General features: G+C 42.3%; 21 protein-coding genes, 2 tRNA genes and 1 pseudogene. 15 read left to right on the top strand and 9 right to left on the bottom strand.

Going from position 1 to position 24,161, the window contains the following annotated elements; all coding sequences use genetic code 11:
• Positions 1-78 precede the first annotated feature (78 nt).
• Complete coding sequence (locus tag SOO65_RS17675) at positions 79-591, bottom strand: ORF6N domain-containing protein (RefSeq protein ID WP_321393480.1); 513 nt, start codon at positions 589-591, stop codon at positions 79-81.
• 495 nt (positions 592-1,086) lie between these two features.
• On the opposite strand from SOO65_RS17675, the gene SOO65_RS20845 reads away from it, so the two are divergent.
• Positions 1,087-1,302 carry a helix-turn-helix domain-containing protein gene (locus SOO65_RS20845; RefSeq protein ID WP_407676970.1) on the top strand — a complete coding sequence of 72 codons (216 nt, stop codon included), beginning with the start codon at positions 1,087-1,089 and terminating at the stop codon, positions 1,300-1,302.
• Positions 1,303-1,475: 173 nt separating this feature from the next.
• Here SOO65_RS20845 and SOO65_RS17670 read toward each other — a convergent pair whose 3' ends face one another.
• On the bottom strand, positions 1,476-2,600 hold the full coding sequence (locus SOO65_RS17670) for a sensor histidine kinase (RefSeq protein WP_321393477.1): 1,125 nt from the start codon (positions 2,598-2,600) through the stop codon (positions 1,476-1,478).
• A gap of 671 nt (positions 2,601-3,271) precedes the next feature.
• Here SOO65_RS17670 and SOO65_RS17665 point away from each other — a divergent pair.
• Together SOO65_RS17665 and SOO65_RS20840 are read left to right on the top strand one after the other, a co-directional pair.
• Positions 3,272-3,463 (top strand): hypothetical protein, encoded by a 192-nt coding sequence (locus tag SOO65_RS17665; protein WP_321393475.1) that lies wholly within the window; start codon positions 3,272-3,274, stop codon positions 3,461-3,463.
• Between the two features lie 2 nt (positions 3,464-3,465).
• Positions 3,466-4,509 (top strand): annotated as a pseudogene (locus tag SOO65_RS20840) (recombinase family protein); the annotation flags it as partial.
• 572 nt (positions 4,510-5,081) lie between these two features.
• Here the strand turns inward: SOO65_RS20840 and SOO65_RS17660 are convergent.
• Positions 5,082-5,158 (bottom strand) — tRNA-Val (locus SOO65_RS17660).
• 89 nt (positions 5,159-5,247) lie between these two features.
• Here SOO65_RS17660 and SOO65_RS17655 point away from each other — a divergent pair.
• From SOO65_RS17655 to queG, 6 genes are all read left to right on the top strand, one after another.
• Positions 5,248-6,915 carry an ABC transporter ATP-binding protein gene (locus tag SOO65_RS17655; protein ID WP_321393472.1) on the top strand — a complete coding sequence of 556 codons (1,668 nt, stop codon included), beginning with the start codon at positions 5,248-5,250 and terminating at the stop codon, positions 6,913-6,915.
• The gene (locus tag SOO65_RS17650; RefSeq protein WP_321393469.1) at positions 6,866-8,575 is read left to right on the top strand and encodes an ABC transporter ATP-binding protein; all 1,710 of its coding nucleotides are present in this window, start codon (positions 6,866-6,868) and stop codon (positions 8,573-8,575) included. Before SOO65_RS17655 ends, SOO65_RS17650 begins: the two co-directional genes overlap by 50 nt.
• Before the next feature lie 76 nt (positions 8,576-8,651).
• Positions 8,652-9,689, top strand: coding sequence for a DsbA family protein (locus tag SOO65_RS17645; RefSeq protein WP_321393466.1), 1,038 nt, complete (start codon positions 8,652-8,654; stop codon positions 9,687-9,689).
• 131 nt (positions 9,690-9,820) lie between these two features.
• Positions 9,821-11,764: a hypothetical protein gene (locus SOO65_RS17640; RefSeq protein ID WP_321393463.1), complete on the top strand. Its 1,944-nt coding sequence runs from the start codon at positions 9,821-9,823 to the stop codon at positions 11,762-11,764.
• 26 nt (positions 11,765-11,790) lie between these two features.
• Positions 11,791-13,488, top strand: a complete 1,698-nt coding sequence (gene pyk / locus SOO65_RS17635; RefSeq protein ID WP_321393460.1) for a pyruvate kinase — start codon at positions 11,791-11,793, stop codon at positions 13,486-13,488.
• Positions 13,485-14,444 carry a tRNA epoxyqueuosine(34) reductase QueG gene (queG, locus tag SOO65_RS17630; protein WP_321393457.1) on the top strand — a complete coding sequence of 320 codons (960 nt, stop codon included), beginning with the start codon at positions 13,485-13,487 and terminating at the stop codon, positions 14,442-14,444. The genes pyk and queG overlap by 4 nt, the downstream gene beginning before the upstream one ends.
• On the opposite strand, the gene SOO65_RS17625 is transcribed toward queG, so the two are convergent.
• On the bottom strand, positions 14,441-15,244 hold the full coding sequence (locus SOO65_RS17625) for an alpha/beta hydrolase (protein ID WP_321393455.1): 804 nt from the start codon (positions 15,242-15,244) through the stop codon (positions 14,441-14,443). The genes queG and SOO65_RS17625 overlap by 4 nt on opposite strands.
• Before the next feature lie 123 nt (positions 15,245-15,367).
• On the opposite strand from SOO65_RS17625, the gene SOO65_RS17620 reads away from it, so the two are divergent.
• Positions 15,368-15,443 (top strand) — tRNA-Phe (locus SOO65_RS17620).
• A gap of 60 nt (positions 15,444-15,503) precedes the next feature.
• On the opposite strand, the gene SOO65_RS17615 is transcribed toward SOO65_RS17620, so the two are convergent.
• Together SOO65_RS17615 and SOO65_RS17610 are read right to left on the bottom strand one after the other, a co-directional pair.
• On the bottom strand, positions 15,504-16,679 hold the full coding sequence (locus SOO65_RS17615; RefSeq protein ID WP_321393452.1) for a trypsin-like serine peptidase: 1,176 nt from the start codon (positions 16,677-16,679) through the stop codon (positions 15,504-15,506).
• A gap of 148 nt (positions 16,680-16,827) precedes the next feature.
• Positions 16,828-17,214 carry a hypothetical protein gene (locus tag SOO65_RS17610; RefSeq protein ID WP_321393449.1) on the bottom strand — a complete coding sequence of 129 codons (387 nt, stop codon included), beginning with the start codon at positions 17,212-17,214 and terminating at the stop codon, positions 16,828-16,830.
• A gap of 103 nt (positions 17,215-17,317) precedes the next feature.
• Here SOO65_RS17610 and SOO65_RS17605 point away from each other — a divergent pair, with 103 nt between their 5' ends.
• Positions 17,318-19,420 carry a TonB-dependent receptor gene (locus tag SOO65_RS17605; RefSeq protein WP_321393446.1) on the top strand — a complete coding sequence of 701 codons (2,103 nt, stop codon included), beginning with the start codon at positions 17,318-17,320 and terminating at the stop codon, positions 19,418-19,420.
• On the opposite strand, the gene SOO65_RS17600 is transcribed toward SOO65_RS17605, so the two are convergent.
• Positions 19,421-19,768, bottom strand: coding sequence for a DUF427 domain-containing protein (locus SOO65_RS17600; protein WP_321393444.1), 348 nt, complete (start codon positions 19,766-19,768; stop codon positions 19,421-19,423).
• A gap of 142 nt (positions 19,769-19,910) precedes the next feature.
• Between SOO65_RS17600 and SOO65_RS17595 the strand changes: the two genes are divergently transcribed.
• From SOO65_RS17595 to SOO65_RS17580, 4 genes are read left to right on the top strand one after another with little or no spacing between them, the layout of a single operon-like run.
• Positions 19,911-20,363, top strand: coding sequence for a globin domain-containing protein (locus SOO65_RS17595; protein WP_321393440.1), 453 nt, complete (start codon positions 19,911-19,913; stop codon positions 20,361-20,363).
• Entirely contained in the window at positions 20,364-20,930 is a 567-nt protein-coding gene (locus SOO65_RS17590) for a hypothetical protein (RefSeq protein WP_321393438.1), read from the top strand. It begins immediately after the preceding gene.
• A gap of 50 nt (positions 20,931-20,980) precedes the next feature.
• Positions 20,981-21,577 (top strand): hypothetical protein, encoded by a 597-nt coding sequence (locus SOO65_RS17585; RefSeq protein ID WP_321393435.1) that lies wholly within the window; start codon positions 20,981-20,983, stop codon positions 21,575-21,577.
• Positions 21,574-22,212, top strand: coding sequence for a CatA-like O-acetyltransferase (locus tag SOO65_RS17580; RefSeq protein WP_321393433.1), 639 nt, complete (start codon positions 21,574-21,576; stop codon positions 22,210-22,212). The genes SOO65_RS17585 and SOO65_RS17580 overlap by 4 nt, the downstream gene beginning before the upstream one ends.
• Here the strand turns inward: SOO65_RS17580 and SOO65_RS17575 are convergent.
• Positions 22,205-22,600 (bottom strand): MAPEG family protein, encoded by a 396-nt coding sequence (locus tag SOO65_RS17575; RefSeq protein WP_321393430.1) that lies wholly within the window; start codon positions 22,598-22,600, stop codon positions 22,205-22,207. The genes SOO65_RS17580 and SOO65_RS17575 overlap by 8 nt on opposite strands.
• The gene (locus tag SOO65_RS17570) at positions 22,590-23,930 is read right to left on the bottom strand and encodes a hypothetical protein (protein ID WP_321393427.1); all 1,341 of its coding nucleotides are present in this window, start codon (positions 23,928-23,930) and stop codon (positions 22,590-22,592) included. The genes SOO65_RS17575 and SOO65_RS17570 overlap by 11 nt, the downstream gene beginning before the upstream one ends.
• Positions 23,931-24,161 lie beyond the last annotated feature (231 nt).

Raw genomic sequence — 24,161 nt, 5'->3', positions numbered from 1 at the left:
CAGTGTCAATGAATAAATGCCTGAAACAAGAAAAATGGTGCATCCGACTTAACGAGTGTCGAACTTCTTGCCTTGAAATCAGTTTTTAAGACCAATTTTCTTGCGGTTTGGCTTGAGGGAAGGGGTAGCTTCTTCTAGAGAGTCCAGTCTTTCAAAGACTACTTTAAACATTCCACTGGTTCCTTTCTTTAAGTTCGAAATCTCGGTTTTTAATTCTTGTTCCAAAAGCAAAAAACTTCTAAGACGCGTAAAGATTCTCATGATTGCAATATTTACTAGTATGGCCCTCTCTGAATTGAGGATTCCGGATAGCATGGCAACTCCATTTTCAGTAAATACCAATGGTAACTTTTGTTTACCTCCGCTACCCGTTTTTGAAGTGCCAAATTGGCACTTCAAAACTTCATATTCTTCCGAAGTAAGCTGGAACATAAAATCTGCAGGAAATCTCAGAATGTTTCTTCTTACCTGACGGTTGAGTTGCTTGGTTTCAACTTGATAAAGTTCAGCTAGATCAGAGTCTAGCATAACCTTCTGTCCCCTGATTACGTAGATCATCCTCTCAATGTTTGATAATCTGATGTCGTCCATAAAATGCTCCTGCGAAATGGAGCAAGCTATATCTTTCAGCGAGAAAGGTTCAATAAAATCCCACATTCACTTGATGAAACTTTCGGATTTGAAATCTGATAATTAATATTTTGAAGTCACAAATTGTGAACTTCAAATGTCCTTCAGCTCTAACGTCATAATAATGACTTTTTGGTCTTTGTGACGTTCGTGAAAATTATTTACCCGATCAATAAGAAAAGAAGGTGAGTCTTTTAGAGCTAACTTCTTGAAGCCGATCAATCCATAGAAATATTCTAAGTGTGCATAGGGCATGCATAAAACTTCGCTTAGTTTCATCTGTTGAACTAGCTTCGCAAACTCTTGGAGTACTAATCGTCCGATGCCTTGTCCTTGGAGTTGTTCTCGAACTTGCATCGTCCTGAGAAGATAAGTGCCGTTTTCAAGAGAGAGAGTAAGGGGTGGTGTCTAGTTGTAAGCGATTGAATTTTTGAGAATGGTGCAGCTCACGCTACAGTGGTCGAATACCCCGTTGTTGCCAAGAGGGTGTTCTCGGTTCAATGGAAACGGGAGGTTTTCAACCTCAGTCAGAAGAAGCTCGCAACTCTTCGGGCACAACACGGATGGACAAATAAAGAACTTGCTCAGCACTGTGGGGTTAGTCTCAGTACAATCAAGGTTTATCTGTACGGAATCGATCGTTCAGTGAAGGACAAAAAGGGGGAGACATGAGTAAGCTCATCTCAATCGCTAGCACGTGGCCATTCTGGCAGTAGTTTCAGAAAATCTTACTTGGATATTGAATCTGGTGAGGAAGGCTATGTTCAGCTAGTTATGGACTAACTAGCGAGTAACTGGCCAAAAAGACATACCAGTTCTGTCGCTTTGATTAGAGGCTGAAGTCATTATTGAAAAATTGGCTTTTCCCTTTCATTTCGAAAATCTATCGGAAGTGTGATGGAAAATGTCGTTCCTTCATCTTCGACACTTGTCACTGTGATTTCTCCATGAAGAGCGTCCACCAAAGTCTTTACAACAGTCAGGCCTATGCCCCAGCCAGTTTTTCCTTCTGATGATTTCGCTCTCTCGAAAGGTTGAAATAGTTTTTTCATATCTTGTTCTGAAATCGGAGGACCATCGTTGTGGACATTTATGGATACAAAGTGGTCTTTTTCTTGAACTGAAACGATAACTGGAGTTTTGGTCTTTCCATATTTTATGGCGTTAGTGATGAGGTTTTCTGTGATCCTTCGAAGAGCATCTTCATTCCAATAACCGTTGATTGGCGCCTTTGATTTCAAGATGACTTTTTCGGCCTCTGCAAGATTTAGTTCAAGAACAACCTCTCTCAAAATCCAATCGACATCACAAATTTTAAGATCCATGCTAGGCAGCTCGCCAGCTTTGATTTTGGTAGCATCCAATAAGTCTCGTATCATTTTATCAATTCGACTCATGCTCGATACGATACGTGTTGCTTTGTCGATGCAACTATTTTCGTCATCGGGTCTACGTAATATTAATTCTGCACTTGCTTTGGCAATGGAAATTGGATTTCTTAAATCATGGGCCAGTGTGCGTGACAGCTGATCTTGAACAGCCTTTAATGTGTAGCTAAACTCCGTGGCGGCGTCGTTTACTGCCTGTTCTATGTATTCAGTTATAATTTCCCGGTCATTAAGCTCAATGGGTTGGTCTCGTTCTAGAACTTTAAAAATGACCTGTCTCAAAACATGATATTCATAAATGAGTTGGTCTAAGGTGTATAGGATACTGTTTGCCCTTGCTTGTCCATGCTGCTTTCCGATACGAGTTCTAAGTTGCTTCCCTTCCTCCACCTCTTTACTTGAACGAGTTTTTGAATCAGAAAGTTCTTCTGCTAACTGATTAATAAATTCTCTTAGAGAATTACGGAGCGCAAGACCTTTTTGCAGTTTTGCCGCATGCACTTCTTGAAGAACTCTTTCCTCCCATGCATAGATGATTTCACTAATTTTATTTCGAAGCATTTCTGATGTTATCTTGCTCATGTTATTCCTCGTATGGATACTTTCATAGTAGATCAAACTGTTCAAGGGGCAACGTACTTTTGCACTAGATCGATGGCCTGTTACTATGGCGAGTAGTGGTAGTCTTGCAGCGAATCACTTGCAACAAATTACATAACATATTCTGAATGAGACAACTGTCTCGGGTTTGAGACAACTGCCCGACACAATTTCGTGAAACAACTGTCTCAGTCTCAAAACCGTGAAACACTTGTCTCACTCCAAAAATGAATCAAAACAAAAACTTGTTTCTGACTAGCTTCGCCAATTACTTTGGCACGCTCTTGCATGTAGTGAGTGAAAAACACAAAAGTGTCTCACGCTAAAAGGAGGTGATTGAAGTGAGTAAAATGACGCGGGAGAAGTGTACTTTAATGCAGCTCCCAAGTGTACACTTCTCGATTTTCAAATTGAGCAGCTAAAACTGAATTTTTGTTTTTGATTTTAATGAGTTGCCGCCGCATTTTTTCATGCCGACTCGTCCTGATTATTTTTGACCACTCCCCCCCAACGATATTGGGCGATAGTGGTCAAAAATGTAGAGTCTGGCATGTGTAGGCGGCGGCTTTGGATGATTAACAACAAAGGGAAAATAACTATGAAGACACTTATGAGCAAAACAAATGAGTCCCGAATGAGAAGAAGGGAATCAGATGAAGAAGAAATGGAATCCAGAATTTATTGGAAGAAAGATCGTAGAGGTGGATGAAGAACTGTTTGAAAGGCGGCTTGATGAATTGGGAGAACTTTTTTATGATGCTTTTTGCGAGCTTCATAAAAACCGTTCTGTTGAACCTAAACTTAAAACTTCTTGTGATGAACAGGAATTAGAAAAGGTAGGTTAGGCATGAATGCGTCCGATTCAAAACACTTCAAGATTGCACTCTACGTCCGAGTTTCCACTGAGGAACAAGCAGAAAATCCCGAAGGTTCGATCAAGAACCAAGAAGAGCGCTTACGTCAAACTGTCCGCTATCAAAAGGATATGGGGAAGTCCTGCGACATCGTAGGAGTCTTTTCAGACCCAGGTCTATCGGCCAAGGACATGAATCGTCCGGCATTGAAGAAGCTTTTAAAAGCGGTTGAAGAAGGTGATGTGAACCTTGTCATGGTGACGGAATTATCCCGTCTATCCCGAAGCACAAAAGACTTTGAGAACATGTGGGAGTTCTTTAAGAGTGTTGGCTGTGAGTTTTACTCCCTTCGGGAAAATTTCGATACTACCACCGCGACCGGTGAACTCATGCTTAAATCCTTTGCGAACTGGGCCGAATTTGAAAGGAAACAAACTGCAGAAAGGATTTCTGCAAGTTTTAAGGTGAGGGCCGAGCGTGGATTGTTTAATGGAGGTGCAGTGGCATTTGGTTACAAACTCTCAACCACAAAAGGAAAGCTAGACGCTGACCCTGATGAATCTAAAGTGGTGAAGATGGCCTATAAGGCCTTCCTCGATCAAGGCACTTTGTCGTCAGCCTGCAGATGGTTAAATGACCACGGTTATTCTCTACGAAAGCAGAGGGAAGGAAGTGGATGGATGCGGGCCGGACATTTCAAGGTGGACACTCTGTATAGGATGCTTATCAACAAATCCTACATTGGCGTAAAAGTTTTTAAGACCAAGGGAGGGGTAAAAGAAACTAAGGCAACGTGGGATGGAATCATTGATGAAGGGACCTTCAATCGTGTGCAAGAAAAACTTACCAAGAACCATAAGAGGAAGAAGCCTGAAAGCCCGAATCGCTATCCCTTTATCCTGACGGAAGTCATTTCTTGTGGCGTATGCGGAGAAAAATTATGTGGTAGATCGGCCCATAATAAAACCAAGAAACATCCCTACTATGAGCATGCAAGACGAACGACGATTCAAATGGGGTACAAAGAGAAAATCTACAACTGCGATCCACATCGGATTCCAGCACAGATCGCAGAGGAATTAGTCTGGAAGGATATTGAGGAACTTCTCACTGGAAAATTGGCAACAGCTCTCCTTTCAAGTGTCATTAAGGTCAGTGAGAAAAAGCATCACTCTTTTGAAATAGAACGATTGAAGAACAAAATCTATTCAATCAACGCTCAAGTTGAATCCCTTACGCTTAGGCTTGCCGAGTTGCCTCGTGAAGTGTCGGCGGCACCGATCTATAAGCAAATGGAAAAGCTAGAGGGAGATAAAAAACTTCTAGAGCTTCAGATTTTGAAATTAAGGGATGAAGAGTTAGACAGAGAACTTCCGACCGATGGGATGACTTATGAAAAACTTTTGGATGTGTTCAGGAACTTGAAGGAGAGTGGATTAACCACGGCGAAGAAACAGAGGATTATTACGAGTCTAGTGGAGCGGATTGAGATTTTTCCTGACAGGCTTGAGATTCACTATGGATTGGGACGATCTAAAATAAAAAGGGAGCTGGTTTATGCCAGCTCCCTTAATTATTTTGAAGCCGAATGTTCGACCAGCTTGACTAATGGTGCGCCCGACAAGATTCGAACTTGTGACCCCTACCATGTCAAGGTAATACTCTAACCAACTGAGCTACGGGCGCGTTGAGTCCATCATGTTAAGAAGAATTCTTCGTTCTGTCACTATTCCTTTCAATGACTTTGAGCAAAATTTGGGGTAAATTTTCGGTCTATGAGTTCGCGATTACACCGCCGGTTCGGTTCTTGGATCATCCACCACGCCTTTGAGTTCAAATGGTTTTATTTGGGCGCTTTCGTCTGCCTATATGTTTTGCAGGTTTTTCAAAGTCAAATCCCGGAAAGAATCCGCCAATTAACGAAACTCATGTCTCAAGGGGAGCTCGGAAGTGCCTCAGTTTGGATCTTCCTGGGTCTAGCGATCGGAATTCTTTTCTTTCGAACTTTCTCAAGGTTACTTTTCTTTTACCCGGCCCGAGTTCAACAGAAGTTACTTCGTATGGAGCTTCTGGAACTTCTAGAAACTGTTCCCTCAACTCGTTACTCAGGTAAAAGTCAGGGGCAAATCTTCCAGATTCTTTTCGATGATGTGAATAACCTTCGTGCCTTCATTGGTTTTGGTCTCCTGCAAGTGGGGAACTTAATTATTGCTGGTTGGGTATTAATACCTAAACTGAATCAAACTGATTCGTATCTCTGGCCAGCATTCATTCCGCTTTTCACTAGCGTAGTGCTTTTCACCATCATGACCTTCATCAATCAGAAGTATTTTAAAAAGATGATGGATAAGAAGGGTGAAGTTCAGCAATACATCATCGAAGCATACGAAGCGAAGCAAACGATTAAGAACTTCCACCGGGAAGAGAGTTTCATTAAAGGATTTGTTAGGTCTTCATCTGAAGAGCTAACACTCTTCTTCAAGTCGAGTATTGGATTCGCCATCACTGGTCCTTACGTAAAACTAGGTCTGGGTGCCTCACTTCTTTGGGCCGCGATGCTGATTCGTAAGAATGGTGGTGACACTTCTGATCTCGTCTTTTTCTCTGGCTTTTTATATTTATTCTTAGAGCCCGTAATGTTTATGTCATGGGTGGCAGTGATCATGTCTCAAGGTTTTGCGGCCTGGAAACGTGTGAAAGAACTTTATGGCGTCCTTGCAGTTGAATCGAAAGAGGAACTTAGTCTTCAGAACATTAAAGTGAAAGAAGACGAATCGAGTATCCACCTCAACATGCTGTTTTGGGAGAAGCCGATTAATCTCAATCTCGAGAAGGGGAAATGGACGGTACTTATTGGAGAAACTGGAAGTGGTAAGAGTTATATCCTTTCTCAATTAGCGACTGGTCTCATCCTGAATAAAGAAGTGGTGTCAATGGTTCAGCAAGAGCCATATCTCTTTAACGATACTATTCAAGAGAACATTTTTTTAGGAGCAACTCCTAACGAGACGAACTTAAAGCGTGCCAGTGATCTGATTAAAATTTTCCAATTAGATAATCTTGCTCCCACTATCGATGAAGTTTTGAAACTTGAAGTGGGTGAGAACGGTAAGCGTCTTTCAGGCGGTCAGATGAAGCGCGTAGCACTCATCCGTTCCCTTATGTCTGGTGCTCAATTAATCATCTGGGACGACCCATTCTCATCAGTGGATATTATCCTTGAGCGAAAAGTTGTGGCGAACCTTCGTCAAAGTGAACAGTGGGGCCATTTAACATTTATTATTTCAAGTCACCGACTGACGACAGTTCGTTTATCGGACGAAGTGATTTATCTCGATCGTGAAGCTGGTATCAAAGCTCAGGGCGAGGCCCATAAACTTTTAAAGGACGAAAATGTCACTAAGTTCTTCAAAGAACAACTGGTTGACGTACATCTGGCTTAAGTCAGAAACGCCACTTGCCATTTTTATTCTCGTGAATCTCGTGATCTCTGCAATCACTGGATACCTCACGCCTAAGTTTATCTCCTCTTTTTATGAGTCTTTAAACAACGACGCTTCTTTTCATCGCGAGATGATTAACCTCGTGCTGTTATTTTCGATTGAATACATTAACCGTTTCTTGTTCTCATTGGGCTCTAACCGTTACATCCAGGTTCTCCTGACAGAAATCAGACGTCGCAGTTTTGCACTTTGGCTGAAAGCTCCTTTCAAGCGTAAATCGGGCAAGCATGACGAGTATCCGCTTGGAGAAGTTCTTGCTCGTCTAATGAATGATACAGATGCCGTTCGAGAAGTTGTGAGTTCGGGTAGCTTTGGTATCTTCATCGATATTATTTTCATCCTTTCTTGTCTCATCAGCTTCTTACAACTGAACTCAACAACCGGTGTGGCCCTGTTTGTGGCCGAAGTGATTGCCTGTTTACTTCTCATCAAAGGAAGTAAGTTCATGGCAGTAATCTTCGCTGATGTTCGTCGTATCACTGGTCTTATGGCCCGAGTAATCACGGATTTAACCTCTGGTCTAAAAGAACTCTTTTTCTCTCCGAACGATCGCTATGCCACGAAGAGAGGAGAGAAGATCTTTGAAGAGTTTCTGGATAAACAACTTCATGCCAACATTTGGGACGCTAGTTACTATTCCGCGGCGGAATCGCTTTATCCCATCCTCGTTGCACTCGTAATGATCATTGTTCCGCATTCACAAATCGTGGAGGTGGCAATCCTGGCGGCACTGATTGACCTTATTCAGAAATCAATTACTCCGATTAAAGACGTGGCCTCTAAAATCTCTGTAATCCAGAGAGCGAGAACTGGGATTGATCGCCTTCACCAATTTAACGACAGTTTCAACCAAGACAATCTAGAGCGAATGGACTTCACTCATCTTGAAGCGCAAACGATGAAGTTTGATCTTGAGTATTTTCAATACGATCAGGGTTTTAAACTTGATAAGATTCAGTTTGAAATTCACCGTGGAGAAATTCTCGGAATTCTTGGAGAGTCAGGTTGTGGCAAATCGACGCTCCTAAAACTTCTTTCGGGTCAGTATCACACCTTTACCGGCACCATCACGATGGACGGCAAAGTGATTGATGCCAGTGATGAGAAGGGACTACGGTTGTTTTCATCATACGTGAGTCTTATCTCTCAGGACTCTCATGTTTTTACAGAAACTCTGAAATTCAATATCACGCTTGGTGCTTCAGAAGGTTTTGATACTTTCTGGAAACTTGCCTGTGATTCGATACCATATCTCAACCGTTGGGGTCTTAAGCCAGAAGACAAAGTTATTCCAAAGGCCCTTTCAATGGGTCAGAAGCAGCTTATTTCCGGTCTTCGTGCGCTGTTCTTGAAGAAGCCTGTGATCTTGATGGATGAAATCTCAAGTGGCCTGGATTCGGAGCTAGAGGCCGCTCTTCGTGACCTTATTCGTTTCTTCCAATCTCGCTCGATGACCATTATCGTGACCCACAGACTTGAGACCATCCTTAATTCTCACAAGCTCATCCTGATGGAAGAGGGGAGAATTGCGGCGACAGGATCTCACCAAGTTTTACGTGGTGTGGCCAAATACCAAGAGTTCCTCAAACACCTCCATTAGTAGACTAAACCACTTTGTTTTTATTCTCCGAGACTTACGTTAAGATGTTGAAAGTTTTTAACAGGAGATCTCATTTATGAAAGCTATTGTGGGCCTACTCGCTCTCGTTGTTCTGTTATCTTTCTCTGCTTGTTCAGACAGCACAGGGAAACCAAGTTACCTATTTAAACCAGCTCCAAAAGAAGGCCTTGCTGCCAAAGTTGGATCAATGGAAATTACTAACGCTGAATTAGCGGATGGTATTGAGTCTGATTTGTTCGAAGCTGAGACAAAAGTTTTCGAAATCAAATTTGCTCGTCTTAAGTCTCTACTTCTTCAGAAGTATATGGACAAAGATCCTCGTAAAAAAGGCATCTCAAATGATGAGTTCCTTGAGAAGTACATCGCTAAAGAAGTTGTAATTTCTGATAAAGAAATTGATGCCTTCATTAAAGATCAAAACATCCCAGCTGAGCACATCAATCCTCAAGTTAGAGAGAAAATCAAAAACTACCTTGAAATGGAAAGAAAGAAGGAAGCTGTTGATAAGTGGATCGCTGAACAAACGAAGAAAGATCCAGTGGAAGTATATATTCCAAAACCTCGTCGCCCAACATTCCCGGTTGAAGTAGGTAATGCTCCAACAACTGGCGCTAAAGACGCGAAAGTAACAATCATCGAGTTCTCTGATTTCCAATGTCCGTTCTGTGCTAAAGGTGCTGACATCCTTAAAGAAATCAAAAAGAAGTATGGTAACAAGGTTCTTGTTGCTTTCAAAAACTTCCCACTTCCGTTCCACAATCACGCTGAGCAAGCAGCTGTAGCAGGTCTTTGTGCTAACGAGCAGGGTTCAGATTATTTCTGGAAAATGCACGATGAAATGTTTGCTAACCAGGATTCTCTAGATGCTGAAGGCCTGAAGAAAACGGCCAAGAAAATTGGTCTTAAATCAGAAGCTTTCGAAAAGTGTCTTTCTGAGAACAAGTTCCTAGCTCAGGTTAAGGCCGATATGGAGCAGGGGAAGAACGTAAAAGTTAAGTCGACTCCGACGTTCTTTATCAACGGTCAGCTGATCAACGGCGCCCAGCCAATGGACGTTTTTGCCGAGATCATCGACGAAGAACTAGCTCGCTAGTCATATCTTTTTAGTCAGTTAATCGAAGCCTTGGGCTAAATCAGCAAGATTTACCCAAGGCTTTTTAGTTTCAACCCGTTTGTTATACTAAGGCATGATGTCACAGGAAGTGACAGACAAGGGATGAAGTCATGAACGGCGTAGATTACACCAAGCAATTGGCCAAGGAACGCGAATATTACAGAGAGGCAAACGAGAAATCGAAGGCCGCGACTGATAAGCGTGTTGCTGATATTGAAGAGCGTGCAGAACACGTGAACAATAAGCAGCGTGAGACCTTCGTAAAAGACCGTGCAGATCTTGAAAAGGGCTATCAAACTTCACTCGATAACCTCAAAGAAAAAACTCGTTCATACATTGAAGACAATAGCTCTAAGTTCAACAAGGACATGGAGAAGGAAAGACAGGCCTTTACTCAGGAGAGTATCAAAAAGAGTAAGGACTTTGATCAGCGTCTAAATGACATCAAAAACAGCTATCAAAAGGCCTTCGATTCGGAGAAAGACCGTCACGAAGATCTGACCAACGTTCAAAAAAATAAATACGCCCGTAACGTGGCCGACATTACGAAAGATACTTCTGAGAAAATGCAGAACTATCAGGACCGAATGACTGGAGCAGGTGCGGACCTTAAAGAACAGTACAATCGTGAGCGCCAGCAATTAGTGCGTGCCCATGAAAATCACATGACAGATATTCATAAGGGCAACTCTAAAAAGACAGCTGAGCTGAAAGAGCGTATCAGTAAAGACATTGCTAAGAGTAAAGAAGTGCAGCAAGCGGATCTTCAGCATCACAAAGAGTATGCGAATGATCGCCTTGAGACCATGCAGAAGAAGTATCAGGATCGCTTTGATACAATGGCGAAAGATTACAGCATGAGAAGTGATAATCTTGCTGAAACTCAGAAGAATGAAACTCTAAAGGCCAATCGTGAGCACCAGGAAACAATGCTGGATGCTCGTCGTAACTTCAATGACCAGCTTCGTGGAATCGAACGTGAGAAACGACGTCGCGATAACGGAACAGGAGAGTTTGCGAAGGTCGTAGATAAACAAACGGGATTGAAAGATCAGATCATTCACGAGAACCGTGAGCGCTCTCTTATGTCTCAGTTGGATAACCTTCAACGTACATACAATGAGAAGGCCGATAAAGATCAGGACAGCTTCAACCAAACTTTAAAAGAAGAGGCATCAGAAGCAGTGGCCCGTATGGACCGCAAGCTGAATGAGGCCAATGCAGATAAGATCGTGACGGTTTCAAAAGAAAGAGAGCGCGCTGAATCTGAAGTTGCAAACCGCGAGCATCAAAACCGCCTGGACAAGGCCGCCTATGAGCAGCAGCTCATGGTGGAAAGAAACAGTTCTAAACAGCGTATTGATCGCTTGAAAGAGAACTTCAATTCTTCAATGAAGAGTCTTGAAGAAAAGCACACAGCAGCCCTTGAAGACGTGACTAAGACGTCTAATCAGGACAAGAACGAATTCATGAAGAAGGTCCAAGAAAGACGTTCTAACGAAATCTTTGAAATGAAGCGTGAATTCTCAAAACTTATGGATTCTACGGTGCAAAATTATGAGGCCCGTCTGACGAATTTCCAAAGAGAGAATGAATACATCAAGATGAGCATGAGTCAGAAGATCGAAAATATCATCGATCAGACTGATAAAAACTTGAAGGCCCAAACGACTCTTTTCGAAGATCGTCGCGCGGCAGATGTTAAGGGTCACAAGCTTTTAATGGATCAACGTGAAGCTCAGCTTAAGAGAAATATTACTGAGATGAATGTGAACTTCCAGAAGAAGCTCGACAAGATGCAGGTCGATCACGATTCGAAATTAAAGTTGCTTACTAATGATTATGAGAATAAATTAAAAGAGCTGAAGGGTCTCAACAGTAGAGAGTTGGCCCAGAAGGACATGAATCATCAAATAGAGCAGGATCGCATTAAGCAGGCCTATGAAGATGAGAAGTCTCGCTTAGTTTCTTCATATGAAAATCAAATCACGGGCATGAAAAATGGCCACAAAGAGGCGATGGATCAGATGAAGGAATATAAACGCCTTAGTTAATTAGCAACTCTTTCAAAAGATAATCTATGTCTATTCGTCGCGCGAAGATCATTGCGACCATCGGACCTAGCTCGAACACAATCCCGATGCTAGAAAAAATGATCAAGGCCGGTATGAATGCCGCCCGAGTCAACATGTCCCATGGTACCTATGAGGCCCATGAACAATCCATTAAGAACATTCGAGAGGCCTCAAGAAATGTTGGAAAGGAAGTAGCGATTCTCCTGGATCTTCAAGGTCCAAAGATTCGTGTGGATAAACTCCCGGAGCCTCTGGAACTGAAAGACGATGAAGTTTGGGTCATTGGCCCTTCTCACGTTAAGGATCAGTATCCGGAGTATTCAAAAAACTTCATCCCTACCATCTATAAAAACCTGGTGAAGGACGCTCATGTGGGCGCCCGTATCCTTTTTGATGATGGTCTTTTGGAGGCCGAAGCGATTGAAAAAGATCGTGAAGTTCTAAAGATCAAAGTTAAAGTGGGAGGAATTCTCAAGTCTAACAAAGGGATTAACCTTCCATACGTAAAGGTTTCTGCTCCGAGTTTTACTGAGAAGGACAGAGAAGATCTTATGTTCGGACTGAAGCAGGGTGTGGACTACGTTGCTCTGAGCTTTGTTCGTACCGCAGAAGACATTCTCGAAGTTAAAGCACTTCTTCATTCAATGAAGGTGCAAATTCCAATCGTTTCTAAAATTGAAAAGCCCGAGGCCCTCGACAATATGGAAAGTATTGTTCAGGTTTCAGATATGATCATGATCGCCCGTGGTGACATGGGTGTTGAAGTAGGGAACCATCTGGTGCCTGCGATTCAAAAACGCATGATCAAAATTTGTAATGAACTTGGGAAGCCGATCATTACAGCAACTCAGATGCTTGAGAGTATGATCACAAACTCTCGTCCAACTCGTGCTGAGGCCTCAGATGTGGCCAACGCCATTTGGGACGGTACAGATGTGGTAATGCTTTCAGGTGAAACTGCTTCTGGTAAATATCCAATTGAGGCGATCCAAATCATGGGTCAAATCATTGAGGAAGCAGAGAAGAAACCAACTGAGCGTCCGCTTCTTCGTAATATGAATATTACAAGTGTGACAGCGACGGTTCAGGTTTCAGCATCAATTGCAGCTGAAAAACTTCACGCTCGTTGGATCATCTCGATCACTGAGGGTGGTAATTCTTGTTTGAAGATGACTCGTTTCCGTCCTAAAACTCATGTTCTAGGTGTAACGAACTCACTTCACGTAATTCGCAAGATGAGCCTGTATTGGGGTATTTCTCCGTACTACTTTAATATTCATGAGAACAGCGATCTCACGAAGCTTGAAGAGCTTATGATCGACAAGTTGAAGAAAGAAAATCTTCTTCAAATAGGCGATAAGGTCGTTGTAACAGTGGGTGATGGTAAGTTCTTCCGTCAGGGAACTACAAACTCAGTTCGCGTAGAGACAATTAAAGATGTCCCTCGTGCTCTCAAAAACACTGACCAGGATTCAATCCAGGAGGTGTCTTTTGACCAGGGAAAGCTCTTACTTGATACATCGATCTGCGCTTCATGCCAGGCGTGTATCAACGTATGTCCATTTGAAATCTGGACTGCGTCTATTGAAGAACATCACGAGACTCGAATTAACGGTTTAAACGTTCATAAATGTACCTTGGATATGGCCTGTGTTGAGGCCTGTCCAACTGGTGCCATCGAAATCATTCCCTTTAATCCATGAAATCGTCTCCAGTCCTAGATAACGAGTTTTTAAAAGGCCTCGGTGTCTTGGATTGGGGATATACAGAAGAAGCGATTCCACGAACCTTATCTGAATATGAGGCCTGGACGGAAAAGGATTTCCACGGGCCTCTTAATTATCTAAATGATCACAGAAAAGAGCTTCGTCGTGATTTGCGCAACGTCTTTCCTGAGTTTCAATCCGCACTCGTTTTTCTTTTTAGTTATCAGGAGACGAAGAAGTGGATGCTCGAGAACAACCAGCATTCTGTGGCCGCCTACACTTTGGGATTTGAGGGTGAGGACTATCACCGCGCACTGAAAGAACGTCTTACAAAAATTGCAGAGAAATTGGCAGTAGAAGATCTTAAGACCTTTTTCACGATTGATGCTCAACCAGTTCTTGAACGTGATCTTGCTTATCGGGCAGGCCTAGGATGGTTTGGCAAAAACTCGATGCTCATTAATCGCAAAGAGGGAAGCTACTTCATCATTGGAAGCATTCTTTTGAATCAAAGACTCCCAATTGATCAAGCGATATCTGATGTGGATCACTGCGGGCAATGCACGGCCTGTATCGATGCTTGTCCTACCAATGCTATTAATGTGGACACAAGAACGCTTGAGGCCTCTAAATGTATTTCAACTTTCACGATTGAGATCATGAAAGACGCCGAGGCCCCTGCAGGATTTGATAAGTCTCGCGGAGAAATTTTTGGCTGTGATATTTGTCAGGATGTTTGTCCTTGGAACAGAAAGCCCCTTCAAAGAATTACCTCATCTCTAAAGCTTCAGGATAAGTTTCTTTTTATCAAAGATTGGCTCTTTGATTTACCAAGGGAAAAACTGAAATCAATGATCGCCGCTGATACTAATCGCGGTTTCCGCAAAAAACTTTTCGGAACTGCTTTTGATCGTCCAGGCAAAGAGGGATGGCTTAAAAATTTTAAGCGCTAACTCCAACCGAAGTGATTCTTTAAAAATGAATAGAGATAAGGTGAGGCCGCACCAGGTTCGTGGTGTGGTAAACGCTTGGGCTTATCAAAAGTCACACTGTTATTGTTTCTCTCAAGCACTTCTAAGAACGCCTCTAATCCACCACCACCAACTACAATATCGTCCTCACCTGTAATGAGGTGGATGCGTTGATTAGAAAGAGTCATGGTTTCTTTTTCATGTTTAAGCCAACCAAAAACTTGTTTTGAATCAAGCTCTGGAGATACCAGCTGTCTTCTGATTGAGAGAGTTTTCTCGTAGAAAGCAGTTTCAAAAAGGTGAGTGGCCTGTCTTTGGCCAATTCCAATTCCGACTGCAACTGCGACTCTTTGATAATTTTGAAGAACCGGCAGTTCTAGTGCTCTGATTGCAGTGAATGCGCCCAATGAGTGACCACCAAGAATAATATTGGTGGGCCCAGAGTACTGACCGCTTAAATTATTTTCCATGAGCGACTGAAGTCGCTGAAAAGCTTCTCCAAACAGCTCATGAGCGTGAGCTGTGAAGTCACTAAATGAATTCACTTCATTGAAACTGCCTAAATAATGCCCTGGCTGATCGAAAATCATGCAAGGAACCCCGGCCTCTACTAATCGTGTGGCCCAATTCAGGCAATCGCCCTTGTGAGAGGTGTATCCGTGTGTAAACAGTGCCCATTCACTCTTAATAGAGCTCGTTCCAGAGGCGGAAGGGATGAACGCCAGAGCGTTTACCTGGAACCATGGAAGAGAGAGTTCAGTGGTGATTACTTTTACAGACATATTCCTACCTTGACGCGCACAATAACTTAAAATTTTCGCAATATATTGATTGACGAAAAAGCTTAGTCACATTAACTTAGAGTTCTCTTTTTTAGAAGACCAATACTTTAAGTAATCCGATATGCCCGGTTAGCTCAGTTGGTAGAGCAAAGGACTGAAAATCCTTGTGTCGCTGGTTCGATTCCGGCACCGGGCACCAAAAAAGCCTCAGAGAAATCTGAGGCTTTTTTATTTCTACACATCAATTTGAATTTTGATTTTATCCATCACACTGAGAAACAGTGTGGAGAGCATCACCATAACTTCCTTTGTTAAAGCGTTCGAAGAAATGGCTTCCACTGCCTGGGATTGCTATTTTCTCTTTGCCTTGAATAACGGCTTGTTTGCTGGTCTTGAACATTGACGATAAGTAGTAGGTACCGTTTTGAGTCTGTGCTACCTGCATTGTTTGGCCAGTACGGATGGAAAAAAAGCCTTCGGTCATCCACGTTCCATCCGATTTCATGACTGAATAAGCAACCAGGATTTCGTTTTTACATTTGTTGTGAACCAGGATGCTGATTTGATCTGCGCGGGACAAGCTCTCATGATTCCATCTTTCGCCACTATTTCCATTAGGAGAAAAATTCTCATTAATGATGCTCTCAATGATTTGTAATCTCGTGTCCGTCATTCTAGCGATGACGTTGTACTCTGAAGTTTCGGCCACTACGATTCCGATCAGTGACGTAACCTTGGTTTTAGGATCGGTGTGGAAAAAAGAAGAACCGCTCTGACCTCTGAAAATGTCGCAATCGGTTTTGAATTGAAGTTTATTGTAGATAGTATGAGAACAACTTGCTTGCTTAAAAGGCACAGAAGCTGGTTTATCTCCTGGATAGCCCATAGTTGAAGAGGCCCCAGGAGTTCCTTGATCCATGACAAGCAAAGCATCAAGTCCTAAACCTGTGACTTTATCTTCGAGCGCGTTTCCATTGCCATTTTTATCGACCTTAATGATCGCCATATCGTACTCAAAATCTTTGAGAGTTTTTTGATTCGCTTGATATTTGGCAGGGTAGTAGATGTCAGTGGCACGGTAACGTCCATGAGGGTAGGTAACGTTACCTTTGATTTGCGGGTAGAAATAAAGTTCTGTCGGTCTTTCGCCTTTATTATTCAGTACACAATGGGCCGCAGTGATAAGGTAATCGCCTGAGAGGACGGTTGCGGAACATGAAGAGTATTGTGCTTTTTCCGAAGAAGGATATTTCCCCTTGAGTTGTCCAATCGCGCGTTCAATTTTTGTTTGAGCATTTAAGGCGATGCGATCATCAGGACCGAAAACGGTAGCACCGGAAGTTATCTCATCTGCCGTCCCATCAGCTTTCTTCCCGCAGGAAACCAAGGTAAGAAGTGTGAGGATGGCCAAAAGTGAATGAGATTTAAGCTGCATAATAGTCCCTTTGATATTTTGGCATTCTATCAATCAAAGGCAGCAGCTTAGGCGGATTGGTAACTATTTACTGAGTGTTAGGAATCTAACAGGTAGTAGTGATTTTAATGGTTTATAAAAAGAAGGGCCCGATTTTGGACCCTTTCTGTTAGATCTTAATTTTTTGAACAACTTCCTCAACAACATTATTGCCGTCTTTCAGTTGGAACTTGATGTCCCAAGGACCACCCATCACGAAAAATACATTCGTAGAGCGGAATTTACCTTCTTCTACGAAGTTTAATGTCACTGGCTTAGAGCCGTGACCCATGCTTGTCATCCAAAGGATCACATTTGGCGTGTATTTAGGTGTAACAACACGACCAGCATCTTTAGCGTCAGTGAAAGTTAAAAGCATTGTACCGTTAGCGCGTGCAGGAGGAAGTACTTCCCACTTCACATTTAGACATACGTCTTCGCTTTTAAAGTATAAATCACAAGCTAGAGCAGGAATTGCGGCCATGGCAAGAACGAGAGAAAATAGAACTTGTTTCATAGTGGCTCCTCAGGATTAATGGTCATCTTTTAACACACATTTTGTTAGGGGACAATTCAAGTCCTACGTGAGATAAAAACTTGTAACTTTTATGATATTTAGTTTGTCCCTCCGACTCATTTCCCTGACATTTCTCACCCTTTATTTAGGGGAAGCGATTGCTGCTCAGAATCTTGATGAAATTGAGGTTGAGGCGCCTTTATCTAAACCATCAAAAATTACTCCTAATGAGTCTTCGCAAAATATCGGCGGAGATTCGGCAGCACTACTAGACATGATTCCGGGAGTCTCTATCCAAAAAGGTGGGGGGCTTTCATCTCTTCCTGTGATCCAGGGGATGGCCGATGATCGCATCAATATCAAAATTGATGGGGCCACTGCGACTTCTTCTTGTCCTAATCACATGAATCCCGCGATGTCTTACATTGATCCTTCCAAAATCACTTCACTTGAAGTGATGGCCGGTATCACGCCAGTGAGCGCTGGTGGCGACAGTTTAGCCGGATCAATTGTTGTACGTTCAGGTGACCTGGTATTTGCTGAGAGTGATGAAGTTATCAAACAACGTCTCAATATTCGAAGTTATTTCAAAAGCAACAATGAGAATCAGGGCGCTTCTTTTCAATACGCCATTGCTACGAAGAAAAACTACATTGGCTATTCTGGCTTTGATGAGCATGCCAATAACTATCGGGATGGTGAAGGGAACAGACTTAAGTCGACTCTCTTTAATCAAAATAATCAGACCTTGAATCTCGGGCGAAAGCTAGATGATGGTGTTCTCTCATTGAAACTGACTCGCGCAGTTGTTCCTTACGAAGGTTTTATCAATCAACGTATGGATATGGTGAATAACGTCTCCAATATGGCCAATCTCAATTACAAAGGTAATTTAGGCAGTGCCATTGTCGATTCGACCTTCTTTTATCAGAAGACAGATCATGAAATGGATATGCTGAGTTCTGAGCGAGGAGGGGAGATGCCGATGAAGACTCGCTCAGAGGAAGCAGGCTTCAATGTTAAGGCAAGCTATTCGCTCAGTGCCGATCATCTTTTAACAGTTGGTAGTGATTACGATCGATACCGATTAGATGATTGGTGGCCAGGCATTGAAGATCTCACAGTCATTATGGGACCAGGTGACTTTCAAAGTATCAATAATGGTAAGCGAGATCGTTTAGGACTTTTTGTTGAGACAGATTCTGACTGGAGTTCAACGTTTTCAACCAACCTGGGTTTCAGAACAGACATCGTTTCGATGGATACGGATGATGTTCATGGATATAACGAGACTGATAACTTGCCGGCGGATGCCGCCGCCTTTAATGCTAAATCTCACAAGAAACGTGATCATAACTATGATGTGACTCTTGCTTCCAAATTAAAAATGGATGAGCACACTGATTTTGAATTTGGCCTTGGTAGAAAAACCAGATCTCCTAATTTGTATGAACGTTACGCTTGGGCCGGAACAGTAACTGACCCGACTGATCCTATGGACATGGAATCCATGAGTGCTTCGATGGATATGCTCATGATTAACTGGTTCGGTGATGGAAATGGTTATGTGGGGGACATTAATCTAAAACCTGAAGTTGCCCATAAAGTAAGTGCAAGCCTGGTCGCTCATGATGAGGCCTCAAAAGAGTGGGAGCTTCGTTTTACTCCTTATTACTCAGACATCAAAAACTTTATTGATGCTGATTTTATTGGTTCGGCGAATGGAAATAACTTTCTTCGTTTCGCCAACCATGATGCTGTGATTTTTGGTGCAGACGCTTCCGGAAAAGTGAAAATCACAGCGAATCTAAGTCTTAAGGCCACTGGAAGTTATACTCGCGGATACCGTAAAGATGGTAGGGCCGATCTTTATCACTTGATGCCCTTGAACGGAAAGGTTGCCGTTCAGTATGCTTTTGGAAAATGGGTAAGTGATTTTGGTGTCACGATGGTGGATAAAAAATCCCAAGTGAATGAACTACGAACTGAGCCGGTGACTCCAGGATATGCGCTTCTGGATTTAGGAACAAGCTATCAATTCTCCAAGCTCGCTCGTCTTGATCTCTCGATCAGTAATCTTTTAGATCACAACTATGCTTTACCTCTGGGAGGAATTGATCTTGTTAATCATTCTCCTGAATCTCGCACGGCCGTGGCGGGAATGGGGAGAAGTGTAAACATGGCCTTGAATCTAGAGTTTTTCTAATTACATGACTCTTATCTGATCCACTTTATCTTCATAAAAAGCCACACGGCCTTTGAGCTCACTTAACTCATCGAAAGGCTCTTCATAAGACCAGGCCACATTTTCGAACTGCTTACTTCCTTGCTTCACAGTCAGGAGTTCAGCCTCACCTTTAAATGGGCAGTGATAGTCGTCAAATTTCGCAAGATCAATTTCATGGAGATCGTTTTTCGGAATGTAATAGACCGGTTCATGGCCCGGTTCGAGAAGTTTAATCGCATTGATGGAGTCGGCAATCATCACACCATCAAGAAACACTTGCACGCGTTCATCAATTCTTTGAGTTTCAATTCCAGCTGAAGTTACCATGGAACCTCCTATACTCATCCTATTCTGGCATTAACGCCCCGAAATTCGAATTTAAGGAATCCTCCATTAAACTAGACAAGATGATTTAGATCAGGAAATTTCCTGATGGTAAATTCTTAAAATCTGTTAATATTAGAGCACTATGGCACGTGAAAGAAAGAAAACTTGGGAAGAAAAAGTTACTCTTGTTAGGGCATCGTATAATCGATCGGCCGATACACCACTTTTTGCGCGCGATTTTTATCAGCATCTTTTCTTTTTGAGTCCTAAAATTAAAAAGTACTTTGAGAATACTGATTTTGAACATCAAGAAAAAGCATTGATGGCGGGACTTAAGTATATCCTAGATTTTTTAGACAACTCAAATACCAATGCACGTGCTCAGGTGCTGAGACTTTCTCAGAGTCACGCCAAAGATAATATGAATATTTATCCGCATGACTATTACTATTGGATTGATGCCCTGGTGATGACAGTGAAGAAACACGATACTCAGTGGTATAATGATCTGGCATTCTATTGGCGTGAGGTCGTTTTCTATCCAGTGAGTTTCATGATCAGCCAATATTTTCTTCCGGCCAAACCGGAGGCCTAAGTGTATCGTTCTTGGAAAAATTTAATCATTCAAAATGAATCTGAACTCAAAGACCAGGCACGGATAAAAAAACTCTTAAGCGTTGGTGATTGGCCCGCTGTTCTGGGCTTTAATCTTGCGGGTTTTGTTGCGGTCTCCACTGGCCTCTTCATGATTGGAGTGGCCATGGAAAAAGAGCCGGGGCGTATGCCTCTTTTTGCTGGGGCCGGGGCCGTTTTAATTCTTGGTTTCCTGTTCTTTTACTTTGCTCAAGTGCTGGTTAAAGAAGTTCGTCTTCATCCCATTCGTCAGTATTTGAAAGATCCAACAGGTTTTGAATTTATCCGCGGAGAAATCGTGGCATGTCATTATATTCCAGGCGGCAAAGGGTGCGTAGTCGCCCAGATTCAGGGCGGAAAAGATCTTGTGGGCCATGAGCATTTTCATCCGTCTATTTGGACATTTGCCTCTTCTGAAACAGATACTTCCCGCAGACCTTTACCCGTCCCCGTCTATATTCTCCATAAAAAAGGGCTGCCCGGAGTCATGATTGGAATAGAACAAAATCTGGTCGATTCGAGTACATAAAATCCGAAATCCAATGGACATGGCCCGGAGAGCTATAGTAATTCTGGGAGATGCTTAAATTCCTTCTGCCATTTCTGGGTCTGTTATTCAGCTTAAGCTCGTTCGCTTTTAGTTTATCTAAGACCGTCTACAACAACGCTGATTTGGCCTTTATAAAGCATGAAGGAAATGGTGCTTTCGATTCTTATCTATCGATGGATGTTCGTTACGCTCCGGTGAAAGAGCTCTTTAAGAGTGTCGTAAAAAGCGAACGTAAAGAGCTTAAGACTCGAGGTGAAGCTCACATCACAGTGATTACACCAGTTGAGTATTTTGAGGTCTTAAAAAGCAAGGTCTCAATGAAAGAGATCAATGAGATTGCTGTAAAAAGCAGCATTCAGAGTTCTACTTTCAAGGTCATTTGCCTTGGTAAGGGAGCTCTCAAAAACGATGAAACGTATTTCATCGTGGTGAATTCGATGGACCTACTTCAGATTAGAAAGAAGGTTCAAAAATTATTTGAAACAAGAGGGGGAACTCAAGGCTCTTTTATGGCCGAACATTTCTTCCCGCATATTACACTTGGATTTACGACTCGTGATCTTCATGAAGCAGATGGAGTAATTAAGAACGATAAATCCTGCATGGCCGATATTGATATTTTATGATGAATTTTGAAAAGCGCAGGGACCGTTTTGAACTCTTTGAAAGTATGGAGAGTCCCTTTTTAAACCTTACTTTTAGATTAGAAGTTCCGGATTTTAGACCTTACTGTAAAGAGCAAGACCTACCGGTGTTCCACTTCTTTCTCTACTACTTATTTAAAGCCCTGATGAATGTTGAAAACTTTCGCTATCGTATTTACGATGGGGAAGTGATTCAGATAGATCGTCTAATTCCTTCTTATACGATCCTAAATGAAGAGAATATTTTTAACTTCACTCGTTTTGAGTTCAGTGATGATGTTAGAGAATTTATTCGTCGAAGCCTTGCCGCGAAAGATGAATCGATGAAGGCATCTAAGCTCATTCATTCTGCCACGGATGTGAGTGCACGCGATATTAAAGATTATGTCTTTATTACAAGTCTTCCTTGGTTGGATTTTACTTCCATTCAACATCCAGTGGGACGCTTTAAATCAGCGGATATTCCTTCGATTGCATGGGGTAAATTTTCGACTCTGGCAGATGGCAGACTTTCCATGCCCTTCTCTGTGCAGGCCCATCATGGGTTTGTTGATGGATACCACATTCACTTACTTGCTGAAGAAATCAACAAAGTCCTGGCAGAAGCGATTAAATAAGAATTTTGATGAGTAGGTATACGTTGGCGATAATTCCTGTAATAAAACTTACAGCTCTGAGACTAACGATGCCTAATCCATAAACCAGAAAATGACCCAGTCTTGCTACGACATAGGCACCGGCCGCTATTTTTGTTCCTTCATCAAATTTATCGGTCAGACCGAGTAAAAGAATTGCAACAGCAAAACCAGGATAATAATCTTTCAAATTATTGTAGGCCCGCTCACATCTCGCGGCCCAGGCAGAAAGCTCTTTGTCTTTAACTGGCACACGATTACTGCCGACCCAGCCGAGACCGAAGGCACGTAATTTTCCGAAACTTGCGGGGACCCAGGCAAATAAAAAGAAAATTGTCATGAGAACGAGGGCCTGATATTCAAATTGCATGAGAGCACCTGTTTACGTTTATTGCTGGTAAGTAAGTCTTAACGGCCTCACAGCCTTCTTCAATATTATTGAACTTCTGCAGGTTCTTTTCAACGAATAGAGACATCATTTCTTCAAAATATTTTTCCGGATAATGTTCCTTCAACTTTGAATGGTTGGTCTTCATGTCTTTCACCCAATCCACCAGAATCTGTAGCTTCTGGGACTTGGAAGAGGTCATCGCACTCATGAACTGATCCATGCTGTAAGCTAATGATGCTCCTAAGATGTGAACTTCTTGAAAGGATGGTGACTCACAACTGCTAAATTGCTCGATGAAAGAAAAGAAGGTGTTCACCACACTTTTAGAAAGGACTTTCGATTTCCCATCAATCAAAGTGTTGGACCCCACATCACGTGTCACTTCAAGACATTTAATTCCTTTTACCCCACGTTCATTCTCTCCGAGAGTGTAGTAGGAAATTAAATCGGCGAAGGCCTCGTTGTAGGCCGTTACAACATCGTCGATTTCGACTGAGCGAAATCCAAATGTTTTATTTTTGGTTTCTGTTTTCTTTAAATGATCAAAGCATCCAATCGAGAGATTATTTTGATAAGGGAAGATCGCCTGATAAATATGGTGGCCATACTCATGGGACGCAATCATAGGAACTTCCCAGAAATTTACTGTAAGTCCCAACTGTCGCAGTTCCTGACTATGAGGTAGAAAAGTAATTCTTTCATTCACAGGTGAGTAGAGAGCATTGTCAGTCCAATAACTACTTTCTTTAACTCTTTCGCCCTTCTGATTCAGAATGATGTTGGACTGAAGGATGGAAGGAGAAATGTTCAGAGTAATTGGTCTGATTTTGATATTACTTACCGCTGACTTGAACGTAGTGTTCGTCTTAGCAATGAAGTAGGCCGCATTGAGTGCAGCACTTTCTACAGAGCCTCTTTCGTACTGATCAAGATCTGCACAAAGTGAAATCCTTTTTGGTGCAGCAATACCGATATAGCGCTGGACAGGAGAGCGAATGATCTCAACTCTTTCGCCATAAACAGCGTTTGAAATAATTTCTCCGTTCTGGAGAGTTGATTGATTAATGAGGCCATCAAAGCTCTTTGTCTCAAACGTTTCTTGACCATTTAAAAATAAATGAAGACCAAACTCCACGGGCCCGGAAAAGTTTCTTGAATAACATTCAACATCCTGACTCTTGAGAAAAATTGGAGCATTCGAATAACTGGTAGAGGTCACCGTTTCGATAGGATTTTTTTTGCTAGTTGACGGGCCTCCGCAGGAGACGACAAACAGAGACAAAAGGAGAGCGATGATGAAATGTTTCATTCTGAAATCTCAAAAAAAATGGTGCGCGAAATATAGCTTCCGAGGGGTAAATGAAACAGTGAGAAGGTAATTAATATAGATCTAAGAACGCAATCTAACTCACTAAAATAACGATGGTTTATCTTAATTTAGGGCCACAATGCACCTTGTATCTGACTTTGATGTCATATTTTTTGCCTTGTATATCGAGAGTGCAGAGGTTCTACTTTAAGAAGAAAAATTTAGGGAGGA

The sequence above is a fragment of the Peredibacter starrii genome (assembly GCF_034259205.1).
In the GTDB taxonomy this organism is placed as follows: domain Bacteria; phylum Bdellovibrionota; class Bacteriovoracia; order Bacteriovoracales; family Bacteriovoracaceae; genus Peredibacter; species Peredibacter starrii.
Note: the sequence above shows the minus strand (reverse complement) of the source record. Positions and strands in the feature narration are given on the sequence as shown.